Source organism: Thauera phenylacetica B4P, from assembly GCF_000310225.1.
Classification (GTDB): Bacteria; Pseudomonadota; Gammaproteobacteria; order Burkholderiales; family Rhodocyclaceae; genus Thauera; species Thauera phenylacetica.
The window spans coordinates 1-10868 of record NZ_AMXF01000138.1 but is presented as its reverse complement, the minus strand read 5'-3'; the positions used below and the strand labels follow the sequence as shown (position 1 = coordinate 10868).

Sequence of the window (10868 nt, the reverse complement as noted above, 5' to 3'; positions counted from 1 at the left end):
GCCGCGGTTTCCGGCGTGGCGGGCGCGCCGCGGCCCGCAGCGCCCGCGATCGCGAGCGGAAACCTGGGGGTGGTGCTGTGCTACAGCGCGTTCGGCTTCGGCTACATCATTCCCGCGACCTTCCTGCCCACGATGGCCCGGCAGCTGGTGTCCGACCCGCTCGTGTTCGGGCTCACCTGGCCCATCTTCGGCATGGCGGCGGTGCTGTCGGTGGCCTTCGCCGCGCACCGGCTGCACGGCTGGTCGCGCCGCAAGGTGTGGGCGATCGCGCAGGGGGTGATGGCGGTGGGCACCGTGCTCCCGCTGCTGCAGCCGGCCTTGTGGGTGCTGGCGGCCTCGGCCGTCCTGGTCGGCGGGACCTTCATGGTCACCACCATGGCGGGCCTTCAACTGGCGCGCGAGCGCATGCCCGCGAACCCGACGGCGCTGCTGGCGCGCATGACCACGGGCTTCGCCGCGGGACAGATCGCCGGTCCGCTGCTGGTGCGCCTCGTCGGCGACACGCGCGTTGCCGGCCTGGATGCGCTGAGCCTGGCGAGCGCGGCGGCCGGCCTGCTGCTGGCGATCACGTCCGTCTGGCTGTGGCGCGAAGGCAGTGGATCGGCGTCGGACGCGCGGTCATCGTAGGGCGCACCGCACCGACGCCGGCACCACACCGGCCTATGGTCTATGGTTCGGGTAAGCGCTGTTCCGCCGCCACCGGCGGCGGCTCGAACTGCCCGGGAGCCCACATGGACAGGCATCCTCGTCGCTTGCCGGTATTCCTGAAACTGGCGCAGATCCGCTTTCCGATCGGTGCAATCGCATCGATCGCGCACCGTGTTTCGGGGGTGCTGCTGTTCATCGCCCTGCCCGTCGTCGCCGTGCTGCTCGACACCTCGCTGCGCGACGAGGCGGGTTTCGCCTCGGTGCGCGATTTGATTTCGTCGCCACTTGCGGTCGTGGCAGCCGGCGTGCTGGTGTGGGCGCTCGTGCATCACGTGCTGGCCGGCATCCGCCACCTGCTGATGGACGTCGGCATCGGCGGCGAGCTCGAGCGTGCGCGCGCCAGCGCCCGCCTCGTCCTGATCGCCGCGCCAGCGCTGGCAGTGTTCCTGCTCTTCTGGGGGTTGTCATGAGGCTGTTCGACGGACAGCGGGCCTGGGTGGTCCAGCGCATCAGCGCCTTGCTGCTGCTCGTGCTCGCCGTTCTCGCGCTGCCCTTTGCGTCGCCGCTCGATTTCTCCGCGTGGCGCGCCTTCGCGGGCGGCGTGCTCGGTGGGCCGCTGATCGCCCTGCTGTTCGGCGCCTTGTGCGCGCACGCCTGGGTCGGCCTGCGCGACATCGTGCTCGACTATATCCAGCCGCGCGGCTTGCGGCTGGCGGTGCTGAGCCTGATCGCGGTCGTGCTGCTCGGCGTGCTGGTGCGCGTGCTGCTGAGCCTGGCCGCGGCCGCATTGTCCACCTGAGCGGGGAAGGGCGCGACATGAGACTGGACATCTATCGCTTCGACCCGGAGAGCGGCGCACCGCCGCGAATGCAGGCCTACGAGGTGCAGCCGGAGGCGGGCGACAAGAAGCTGCTCGACGTGCTGATGCGGCTACGCGTGCAGGACGACAGCCTGTCGTTCCGGCGCTCGTGCCGCGAGGGCGTGTGCGGCTCGGACGCGATGAACATCAACGGCCGCAACGGGCTGGCGTGCCTCACCGCGCTCGAGGGGCTGAAAGAACCGATCGTGCTGCGTCCGCTGCCGGGCTTCCCGGTGATCCGCGACCTGATCGTGGACATGACGCAGTTCTTCGCCCACTACCACTCGATCAAGCCCTGGCTGATCAGCGACGCGCCCCTGCCCGAGCGCGAACGGCTGCAGAGCCCGACCGAGCGCGAGCGCCTGGACGGACTGTACGAGTGCATCCTGTGCGCCTGCTGCAGTGCGTTCTGCCCGTCCTACTGGTGGAATCCGGACAAGTTCATCGGGCCTTCCGGGCTGCTGCAGGCCTACCGCTTCATCGCCGACAGCCGCGACACCGCCACCGCCGAGCGCCTCGACTTCCTCGACGACGTCTATCGCCTCTACCGCTGCCGCACGATCATGAACTGCACCGAGGTGTGCCCGAAGGGCTTGAGCCCCTCGCACGCGATCGAGCGCATCCGCCTGGCGCTGCTGCGGCGTTCGTCCTGAAGAGGCAGGGCGGGAGCGCGCCATCCGCCCCACGGGCCGGACCGCGTTCTGTCCACGTCAAAGCGCCGGGAGACCCGGGACAAGAAACACCGCCATCGTTGCAGCCCAGGCCAGCACGCCGCAGTGGATCGCGACGATGCCGATCTCCAGGGCCACGATCTCCTCACGAACCCCGAGCATGCAGCGGACACCCCGCTTCAGCAGCGCGACCGAGGCACCGATCGCCAGCAACGGCAGCACCAGGACGGCGAGCGTCCCGTCCTGCAGGAGTGCGAACGACGATAGCCAGAGCGGTAGCAGGGATACCGTCGCGAGCAGACAGGCGTCGCGTGCGCTCGCCCGCGCCCCATGGCTCGCCGCGACGGCGCCGATCAGCCAGCGGATCATCAGGAAGCCGGCGAGTTGCGCGGCGAACAGCGCGAACTCCACAAACTGCCAGGCGGAAGCGGAGAGGGCGGGCAGATAGTGGGCCGATCCGACGTCGGTCGCATGCGACAACATCGCGGGGGGCAACATGGCGGCCGGCAGGGCGACCCCGAAGACCAGGGTGGCCAGCGAGGGCGGACGGCGGGAGAGCTCGGTCCAGGCGGCGTCCGAGGACCACAGCATGGGCGGCAGATGGAGGGAGGACATGATCGATCTCTGCTGGCGTGTTTGGGCAGGTCGAGGAATTTATATCACAACATGACATAAATTAGTATGGCCCAGCCTCCCTGCGGCGAATGCGTTGCGAGCAGCGCGCGAAGAACCCTCCCGCGGCTCTGCGCGCCAACGAACCGCAGGCCGACCGTCATCCGATGGTGCAGCGCGCCCCGACTATCGCCGCTCGCGATCGGCGGGCGGGTGCACGATCGTGATTGGCACGGTGGCGCGCGCCGCCGCTTGCAGGCCGAGCGCCGCGTGCAGCCGTGCGTCGCTGCCGACGAGGTCGGCAAGCGAAACGCGGTCGAGCGCGGCCAGGAAGGCCTGCAGGGCGCTGTCCAGCGCACCTTTGAGCTGGCAGGCCGGATCCAGCACGCAGTGCGACTGCGTTCCGAAGCACTCGACGAGCGCGTGGCTGGGTTCGAGCTGGCGCACCACGTTGTCGAGGCCGATCTCGCACGCCGTCGACGAAGCCTTTCGCCACCAGCTCGGTGACGATCTTCATCAGGTGGCTGCGCGAGATGTCGAAGCGTTCGGCCACCTCCTTGATGGTGACGCGCCGCTCGGGGACCGCCCCCAGGTACATGAGTACCCGGAGGGCATAGTCGGTATGCTGGGTGATGTTCATCGGCAGGGTGTGCAGAGGCGTGGCTGTAGCCGCCATGCTAGCTACAATAGATTCATATGAATTGCCTCTTTAAAAGAGGAGTTTGATACTCCTCTTCAAGGAGTTGCCGCAAGGAGCCGCCATGAAACGCCACAGCCGTCTCGCCCAGTTGTCCCGTGAGCATCACACCGCGCTGCGCCTCGGCAGGCATCTGCTCGCGGGCGGGGCGCAGGCCGAGCTCGGCGCGGAGCTGCCGGGCCTCGAAGCCCATTTCGCCGAGGAGGAGCGCGACCTGCTGCCGCTGCTCGACACCGATCGCCACCTGGCGCTCGCCGAACGCCTGCGCGCGGAGCACGCGCAGCTCAGGCGGCTGTTCGCCGCGGCGCTGCAGGGCCGCGACGAGGCGCAGGCCGGGCAGGCGCTGATCGACCATGTGCGCTTCGAGGAGCGCGAGCTCTTTCCCGTGCTTGAGACCCTGTTCGAGGAGGCGCGGCCATGACCCACGTCGTCACCGAAGCCTGCATCCGTTGAAAATACACGGACTGCGTCAGCATGTGCCCCGTCGATGCCTTCCGCGAGGGCCCGAACTTCCTGGTGATCGATCCGGAGGAGTGCATCGACTGCACCCTGTGCGTGGCCGAATGTCCGGTGGATGCGATCGTCCCGGAGGATGAGCTCACCGCGGCGCAGCGCGAATACCTCGCGCTCAACGCCACGCTGGCGAAGGCCTGGCCACGCATCGTCGAGGCCCATCCGGCGCTGCCCGACGCGAACACGTGGGCCAAGGTGACGGAGAAGCGGAAGTGGCTCGAAACCTCGGCGGGCGTGGCGGATGCGACGACCGACCTGCCGGGGACCGCCCCCTAGCACGCTCGCCGCCCGCCTCCCCTCTCCTGTCGCTACACTGCCCGGACAAGAACCCGCGAAGCGAAGGGAGACACGTCATGGCCGAGCCCGCTGCCGAGCCGACGGTGAAGCATTTCCGCCTCGCCCTGCTGTGGCCGCTGCGGCTGCTGACGGGAGCGGGTGCGCTCGGCCCGCAGCAGCGGCCGTGGCAGGTGCTGCGCGACATGGGCGAGGCGTCGCCGTGGCGCGAGGTGGAGCACGACCTGGAGGTCGAGGGCAGCATCTTCCAGGAGCGGCACTACAACGAGTTCGTGACCTTCCTGCCCTACGTGCAGCAGTTCCTGTACGGCGAGGGGCGCTCGCAGCACAGCGGCGCGGCGGATGCCGGGCCGGCGATGCGGGTGTTCCGCCGTCGCGATATCGCCAAGGTGCGTGTCGCTGCCCGCGATGGCGACGCGCCGGTGACGCTGGATGTCGTCCATGTGCATCTGTATTTCTTCTTCGACGTCGACGTGGTGATCCTCAACGTCGAGGTGGCCGGCGGCGGCCTGCCTTTGTCCGAGGTGCAGGAGCTGATGTACCGCATCGGCCGCGCCTACCCGTCGGGCTGGGATGCGGACGGCCGCGCGCTGCACAGCCTCGCGGTGTCGGAGCTGATCGGGCGCGACGGCTCGGTGCTGGCCCGCACCGACGCGCACGAGCGCGAGGCCTTCATGGCGCATGTGAGCCGCCACCGGGCGCCGCGCATCGCGTCGCACTGGGCGTGGCTGATGCAGCCGCTGGTGAGCGCCTACTCGGAGCAGCCCGGCGCGCTGCGTTACCGCCAGATCGAATATCACCGCATGCCGCTGACGGCCTATCTCGCCCTCGACGACCCGCAGGCGCTGACGCGCAACGATTTCATCCGGCTCGGCCTGGTGACCGGCGCCGGGCCGCGTACCGTGCAGGCGGTGCACGACGGCAGCGGCAACGCCCTGCCCTATGGCGAACCGCATCTGGCCGACTTCGAGCGCCGCTACTGCTACGACCGCTTCTGGTCGAGCGCCGGGGCCGCGCCCAACACCCGCTACCTGTGCAGCGGCCACGCGCTGGTCGTGGTCGGCGATGCGAAATCGGCCTTCTTCACCGACCGCGAGCGCGGCGTGCTGGCGCAGTTCCGCCACCAGCACTTTTTGCTGTTCCTGATCGCGCACTTCCAGAAGGCAGCGCTGCTGATGTTCTCCGAGCGCCTGGTGGAGGCGCTGAAGCGGCTGCATGTGGCCGACCCGGAGAGCGTGCGGCGCTTCAAGCGCGCGATCCGCGCCAGCTTCGAGGGCTTCCTGCGCTTCACCCACCGCTACTGGTTCCACGACATCGCCGAGCAGGCGCAGACGCGCGCGCTGTTTCGCATGACGGTGGATCACCTCGAGATCGATCCGCTGTATGCCGAGGTCAAGGAGCGCACCGCCGACATGAACAGCTACCTCGACGCCGACAGCCTGCGCCGCCAGGCCAACACCGTGGTGCGGCTGACCGTGGTGACGATCTTCGGCCTGATCGGCACGATCACCACCGGCTTCCTGGGCATGAACCTGCTCGCCGAGGCGGAATCGCCGCTGAGCGAACGGCTGCTGTATTTCGCGCTGGTGTTCGTGGTGTCCACCGCGCTGACGATGTACACGATGGTGAAGTCCAAGCGGCTGTCGGACTTCCTCGACGCGGTGTCGGACGAGCGCCTGTCGGGCTGGACCAAGGTCAAGGCGCTGGCCGCGGTGTGGCGCCGCGGGGCGGATTGAGGCCGAGCGGCGGCCGATCGATTGCGCCTGCGCGGTCCGCCGCGGCCCGGATGGCAGGCGCGCGCCCGGCGCCACGCAGCCCTGCAGGCGCTATCCCGCCACCACCTCGCGCACATGCCGCTTCGCCACCCCGCGCAGCATGGTGCCGAACAGCACCGTCGCCACCAGCGTCGCCAGCACGCAGGCTTGCCAGAAGCCGGCCACCGACGGCGCATCGACCCGCCAGGGCGCATGGAAGCTCAGCCAGTAGCCGCCGGCCAGGCCGATGCCCCAGAAGCAGAAGGTATGCACCACCATCGGCAGCAGGGTGACCTTGTAGCCGCGCAGCGCGTGCGCGGCCACCGTCTGCAGGGCGTCGAAGGCCTGGTAGAGCAGCAGCCAGACGACCAGCCCGAGCGCCACCGCCTGCACCGCCGGATCGGCGCTCGAGAACGCCACCAGCGGCCTCTGCAGCACCCACAGCAGCGCCCCGATCAGCAGCGCGAAGCCGAGCGCCAGCTTCATGCCCAGCCGCGCGGTGCGCTGCGCGCGGCGCCAGTCCTGGGCGCCGGCCGCCTGCCCGACCAGCACCATGGTGGCGATCGACAGCGACAGCGGCAGCATGTAGATCATCCCGGTGAAGTTGGCGATGACGCGGTGCCCGGCCACGGTCTCGGTGCCGAGGCGGGCGGCGAGGATGGCGATGAGCGTGAAGGAGCTGATGTCGATGAAGGTGGACAGGCCCATCGGCAGGCCGAGGTGCAGCAGTTGCCCGAGCGGCTTGCGCTGGGGCAACTGCCAGGCGTGGAAGAGCCGGTACGGCCGATAGGCGGGATTCAGGCACAGATAGGCCAGGCCGCAGCCGCAGGCGAGCCAATTGACCAGCGCGGTCGATAGCCCGCAACCGACTCCACCCAGCGCGGCGAAGCCGAGCGTGCCGTTGGTCAGCGCCCAGGCCAGCGGGATGTGGGTGGACATCACGATGGCGCTGATCACCATCAGCACCCGCGGCCGGCCGAGCGCGTTGTTGAAGGCGTAGAAGGTGCGGTAGAGCAGCAGCGCCGGCAGGCCCAGCGCGGTGGCAGCGAGGTAGTCGCTGGCCTTGGCCGCGACCGCGGGCGGCACGCTGGCGAGTTCGAGCAGCCAGCCGGGGCTCAGCAGCAGCGCAACGCCCGGCACCGCGAGCAGCAGCGCGAGCCAGAAGCCCTGCTGCAGCGCGGGCGCGATCGCCTCCTGGCGGCGCGCGCCGACGTGGTGGGCGATGGTCGGCGCCACCGCCTGCAGCGTGCCGGTGAGCAGCATCACCACCGAGATGTAGTAGCTGCTGCCGATGGCGACGCCGGCGAGGTCCTCGGTGCCGTAGCGGCCGGCGATCACGGTGTCGGCGACCATCATCGACATCGACAGCAACTGCGCGATCAGCACCGGCCAGGCGTGGTGCAGCAACTGGCCGACGATGACACGGCTGGTGGAAGAAGGGAGGGCGGCTGCGGGATCGCTCATGCTCGAGGCGGTGGGACGGAGGGCGTGAATGATCGCCGTTTGCCGAGTGCGGATAAAGAGGGCAGGCGCGAGCAGATCGTTCCTGTCGGACGAACAATCCCGCGCGGGCTCCAGCGCACGATCGCTGCACCCGCAACGTCGAATCGCAGTTCGCGCCGCGCTACACCAGCCATTGCGGGCGCAGCAGCATCACCAACCCGAGCGCCAGCATCACCGCACCCGACAGCAGCTTGAGCCGGCGCCCGCCGCGCTCGTCGAGCTTGCCGCTGCCGAGCGCCAGCACCGCGGTGCCGACCATCAACGCATCGTCGGCAATGTAGGCGAGGATGTAGAGGCCGAGGTAGCCGTAATGCGCGAGCGGCGACAGCGCATGCTGCGTGAGCACCGCGGTATAGATCGCCGGCAGCCCGGCGGTGCACAGCAGCTCGACGAAATTGACCACCACCGCCAGCACCGCCACCGCGGCGAGCGAGGCGGGCAGGGATTCGGCCTTCAGGATCGCGCGTGCGCGGGCGTAGAGGCCGGGCTTGGCGGACTCGGGGATCGACAGCGACACCCCACGGCGGAAGGCGAAGAAATCCTTGACGTTGATGAAGCCGATCAGCATCGCCAGCGCCGCCAGCCCGATGCGCAAGGCCTCGCTCATGCCGACGAACAGGAACACGTTGAGCCACGCTGCCATGAAGGCGTAATACACCGCACCGCTGGCGAGCACGAAGGTGCCGGCCACCATCGCCATGCGCCGCCGGTCCTGCAGACGCACCAGCAGCGACAGCAGGAACAACAGCACCCACATCGCGCACGGGTTGAAGCCGTCGAGCAGGCCGAGCGCGAGCGTGAACAGCGGCAGGCCGATCTCGCTCGCCTCGAGGGTGCCGAACAGGCCGGATTCGACCGTGCCGGGCGGTGCGCGCGGCGCGGCTTCGTCGAGCAGGCGCAGCAGCTCGGCGCCGACGTGCTCGGCGTCGTCGAAGCCGACCAGCACCCGACCGCCAAACACGAAGGTCGGCACACCTGGCGGCCAAGCCCCGACCGCCGCGCTGATCGCCACCAGGGCGTCGCGCGCGGCGGGGTCGTGATCGACCTCGCGCAGCACGACCTGCAGTTCGGGGCGGGATTCGGCGAGGCCGGCAAGGAAGCGCTTGGCCTCTGCGCAATGCGGGCAGCCTTCGCGCACATAGACGTGGAGCTGGCCCGGCGCGGGGAAGTCGAGCGCCGGTGCGGCCGTGGCGGCATCGGCGCCCGGGCTCGCGTGAGCGAACAGCAGGCAGACGAACAGCAGCAGGGTGCGGAGAACGGATGCGATCGCCATGGATGCGCGCCTCGCCGGCGTTGTGCCGATCAGCGGCCGGCGGGCTCCCTGGCCTCCTCCAGTGGCACGGCGGTGCGCTCCTCGACCGGCGCGGCTTCCTGGGTCGCCGGCTCGGTGCGCGCGCGCATGCTCTCGAGCGCCTCCTTGCCGACCTCGCGCAAGCGTTCGGCCGCGCCGCGGGTGGCCTCGGCGATACGGTGCGCCGCCTGCTCGGCGGCTTCCTTGGCGTCGCGCACGGTCTCGGCAGGGCGACCGTCGCCGCCCCGGTCTTCGTTGGGCGCCTGGCTCAGCACCCCCGCATCGGATGAGTCGCGGGAAGTGTCCGTGGCGAGCTCGCTGGCAGCCTTCTCGGCAGCGGTACGCACCGCCGCATTCACCGCGGCGGTGCCCGCCTCGCCGATCTTGCGCGCGGCCTCGCCCGCCTTCTGCACCGCCTCGCGTGCTGCATCGGCCGCTTCGCGGCGGGCCTCCGCGGCATCGCTACGTGGCGGCTCAGGCGCTGGCGCGGCTTGTTCGGGCTTGGGTTCCGTCGCGGGTTCCGGCGCACAGGCGCTGGCGAGGACGGAGGCGGCGAGGGCGAGCAACAGGCGGGAAGCGTTCATGACGGGGCAGGGGCGGATTCGACGGCGACAGGATGCAGGTTACGCAATCCCGCCACGGAGAAGAACCGCAAAATGCACGCTGCAACAAGCGAATAAAAAATGGGGCCCGAACGGGCCCCATTTGATTCATCACCGCAGCACGGCTTACTTCACGCGGTTCTTGTACTCGTCGGTGCGGGTGTCGATCTCGATCTTGTCGCCGATCTCGACGAAGGCCGGCACCGGCAGCTCGAAGCCGGTGCTGATCTTGGCCGGCTTCATGACCTTGCCCGAGGTGTCGCCCTTGACGGCGGGCTCGGTGTAGACGACTTCGCGCACCACGCTGTTGGGCAGCTCGACCGAGATCGCCTTGCCGTTGTAGAACACCACTTCGCACTGCAGGCCGTCCTCGAGATACTTGAGGGCGTCGGTCATGTTGTCGGCTTCGACTTCGTACTGCTCGTAGTCGGCGTCCATGAACACGTACATCGGGTCGGCGAAGTAGGAGTAGGTCACTTCCTTGTGGTCCAGCACGACCATCTCGAACTTGTCGTCGGCCTTGTAGACCGACTCCGACGGCGCGCCGGTGAGCAGGTTCTTGAACTTCATCTTCACGACCGCGGAGTTGCGGCCGGACTTGTTGTATTCGGCCTTCTGCACCACCAACGGGTCGCTGCCGACCATGATGACGTTGCCCGAACGGAGTTCCTGAGCGGTTTTCATGCGGTTTCCTGAATGGTTCGACGCGACTCGTGGTCGCATGTCCTTGAAAAAATTAGCGCGCGATTCTACCGCGCGGCGTGCGCAGTGTGGGAACAGAATGTGTCGAGTGCGGTCGCCAGATCCGGCAGGGCCGCCTGCACGTCGCACCAGCGCCGCGCGTGCAGGTCGAGGGCTGGCAAGGCCGCGGCGAAGGCGGGCCAGGCCGCGGCCGGGCTCGCGCGATCGGGCGCGCAGCCGTTCCAGGCGCGCCAGAACCGCGCCAGCGCATCCGCCTCGGCCACCGGCAACCCCTGCAGGTAGCGCACAAGGAAGGCCTCGAGCTTGTCGTGGTGGGCGGCATCGGCCTGCGGATAGATCTGCCAGACGAAGGGCCGCGCCGCCCACTGCGCGCGCACGAAGGAGTCCTCGCCGCGCACGAAGTTCAAGTCGCAGGCCCACAGCAGCGCGTCGTAGCCCGCCTGGTCGGTGAAGGGCAGCACCTGGGTCACGAGCGCGCCGCGCTGCACCCGATCGCCGGCCCGCAGGCGCTCGCGACCGAGCGCACGGCAGACATCGCCGAGCACGCGCGACTCCGGCACCAGCACGAGCACCTCACGGTCGCCACCGGCCCAGGCCTCGCACAGCGCCGGGAGGTCCGGCTGCTCGTAGGCGAACAGCGACACCCGCAGCGCATCCGGGCCGCCGTCGATGCCGCGCGCGGCGAGCCAGGCGGCCCGGCCTTCGGGGCGGACCCGCCAGGC

The 10868-nt window shown here is 69.4% G+C and carries 13 protein-coding genes and 1 pseudogene; 7 read left to right on the top strand and 7 right to left on the bottom strand.

Features of this window, described 5'->3' with window-relative positions:
* The 4 genes from C667_RS15420 to C667_RS15405 form a co-directional block, all read left to right on the top strand.
* On the top strand, window positions 1-627 hold a 627-nt coding region (locus C667_RS15420), incomplete at its 5' end, for a YbfB/YjiJ family MFS transporter (RefSeq protein WP_004368345.1).
* 104 nt (window positions 628-731) lie between these two features.
* Entirely contained in the window at window positions 732-1118 is a 387-nt protein-coding gene (gene sdhC, locus C667_RS15415; RefSeq protein ID WP_039921774.1) for a succinate dehydrogenase, cytochrome b556 subunit, read from the top strand.
* On the top strand, window positions 1115-1447 hold the full coding sequence (gene sdhD, locus C667_RS15410) for a succinate dehydrogenase, hydrophobic membrane anchor protein (RefSeq protein ID WP_004368342.1): 333 nt from the start codon (window positions 1115-1117) through the stop codon (window positions 1445-1447). The genes sdhC and sdhD overlap by 4 nt, the downstream gene beginning before the upstream one ends.
* Window positions 1448-1464: 17 nt before the next feature.
* Complete coding sequence (locus C667_RS15405) at window positions 1465-2160, top strand: succinate dehydrogenase iron-sulfur subunit (protein WP_004368340.1); 696 nt, start codon at window positions 1465-1467, stop codon at window positions 2158-2160.
* Window positions 2161-2217: 57 nt separating this feature from the next.
* Here the strand turns inward: C667_RS15405 and C667_RS15400 are convergent, their stop codons facing one another.
* Both C667_RS15400 and C667_RS15395 read right to left on the bottom strand, forming a co-directional pair.
* On the bottom strand, window positions 2218-2793 hold the full coding sequence (locus tag C667_RS15400) for a DUF1282 family protein (RefSeq protein WP_004368338.1): 576 nt from the start codon (window positions 2791-2793) through the stop codon (window positions 2218-2220).
* A 183-nt stretch (window positions 2794-2976) separates the two neighbouring features.
* Window positions 2977-3388: pseudogene (locus tag C667_RS15395) on the bottom strand (RrF2 family transcriptional regulator).
* Window positions 3389-3551: 163 nt separating this feature from the next.
* Between C667_RS15395 and C667_RS15390 the strand changes: the two are divergent.
* The 3 genes from C667_RS15390 (at window position 3552) to C667_RS15380 (ending at window position 6030) form a co-directional block, all read left to right on the top strand.
* On the top strand, window positions 3552-3908 hold the full coding sequence (locus C667_RS15390) for a hemerythrin domain-containing protein (protein ID WP_004368337.1): 357 nt from the start codon (window positions 3552-3554) through the stop codon (window positions 3906-3908).
* Window positions 3909-3961: 53 nt separating this feature from the next.
* Window positions 3962-4276, top strand: coding sequence for a ferredoxin family protein (locus C667_RS15385; protein WP_004368336.1), 315 nt, complete (start codon window positions 3962-3964; stop codon window positions 4274-4276).
* Window positions 4277-4353: 77 nt separating this feature from the next.
* Complete coding sequence (locus C667_RS15380; protein ID WP_004368334.1) at window positions 4354-6030, top strand: magnesium transporter CorA family protein; 1677 nt, start codon at window positions 4354-4356, stop codon at window positions 6028-6030.
* A gap of 90 nt (window positions 6031-6120) precedes the next feature.
* Here C667_RS15380 and C667_RS15375 read toward each other — a convergent pair whose 3' ends face one another.
* From C667_RS15375 to earP, 5 genes are all read right to left on the bottom strand, one after another.
* Entirely contained in the window at window positions 6121-7512 is a 1392-nt protein-coding gene (locus tag C667_RS15375) for an MATE family efflux transporter (protein ID WP_039921773.1), read from the bottom strand.
* A gap of 160 nt (window positions 7513-7672) precedes the next feature.
* Entirely contained in the window at window positions 7673-8824 is a 1152-nt protein-coding gene (locus tag C667_RS15370; RefSeq protein ID WP_004368331.1) for a glutaredoxin family protein, read from the bottom strand.
* Window positions 8825-8853: 29 nt separating this feature from the next.
* Window positions 8854-9426 carry a hypothetical protein gene (locus C667_RS15365; RefSeq protein ID WP_004368329.1) on the bottom strand — a complete coding sequence of 191 codons (573 nt, stop codon included), beginning with the start codon at window positions 9424-9426 and terminating at the stop codon, window positions 8854-8856.
* 144 nt (window positions 9427-9570) lie between these two features.
* Window positions 9571-10128: an elongation factor P gene (efp, locus tag C667_RS15360; RefSeq protein ID WP_004368327.1), complete on the bottom strand. Its 558-nt coding sequence runs from the start codon at window positions 10126-10128 to the stop codon at window positions 9571-9573.
* Between the two features lie 65 nt (window positions 10129-10193).
* A partial coding sequence (gene earP, locus C667_RS15355) for an elongation factor P maturation arginine rhamnosyltransferase EarP (RefSeq protein WP_004368326.1) occupies window positions 10194-10868 on the bottom strand: 675 nt, incomplete at its 5' end.

What these genes read in the sequence shown, in the direction of transcription:
- sdhC (WP_039921774.1), top strand. Translation starts at nt 732, where the DNA reads ATGGACAGGCATCCTCGTCGCTTGCCGGTATTCCTGAAACTGGCGCAG.
- sdhD (WP_004368342.1), top strand. Translation starts at nt 1,115, where the DNA reads ATGAGGCTGTTCGACGGACAGCGGGCCTGGGTGGTCCAGCGCATCAGC.
- C667_RS15405 (WP_004368340.1), top strand. Translation starts at nt 1,465, where the DNA reads ATGAGACTGGACATCTATCGCTTCGACCCGGAGAGCGGCGCACCGCCG.
- C667_RS15400 (WP_004368338.1), bottom strand. Translation starts at nt 2,793, where the DNA reads ATGTCCTCCCTCCATCTGCCGCCCATGCTGTGGTCCTCGGACGCCGCC.
- C667_RS15390 (WP_004368337.1), top strand. Translation starts at nt 3,552, where the DNA reads ATGAAACGCCACAGCCGTCTCGCCCAGTTGTCCCGTGAGCATCACACC.
- C667_RS15385 (WP_004368336.1), top strand. Translation starts at nt 3,962, where the DNA reads ATGTGCCCCGTCGATGCCTTCCGCGAGGGCCCGAACTTCCTGGTGATC.
- C667_RS15380 (WP_004368334.1), top strand. Translation starts at nt 4,354, where the DNA reads ATGGCCGAGCCCGCTGCCGAGCCGACGGTGAAGCATTTCCGCCTCGCC.
- C667_RS15375 (WP_039921773.1), bottom strand. Translation starts at nt 7,512, where the DNA reads ATGAGCGATCCCGCAGCCGCCCTCCCTTCTTCCACCAGCCGTGTCATC.
- C667_RS15370 (WP_004368331.1), bottom strand. Translation starts at nt 8,824, where the DNA reads ATGGCGATCGCATCCGTTCTCCGCACCCTGCTGCTGTTCGTCTGCCTG.
- C667_RS15365 (WP_004368329.1), bottom strand. Translation starts at nt 9,426, where the DNA reads ATGAACGCTTCCCGCCTGTTGCTCGCCCTCGCCGCCTCCGTCCTCGCC.
- efp (WP_004368327.1), bottom strand. Translation starts at nt 10,128, where the DNA reads ATGAAAACCGCTCAGGAACTCCGTTCGGGCAACGTCATCATGGTCGGC.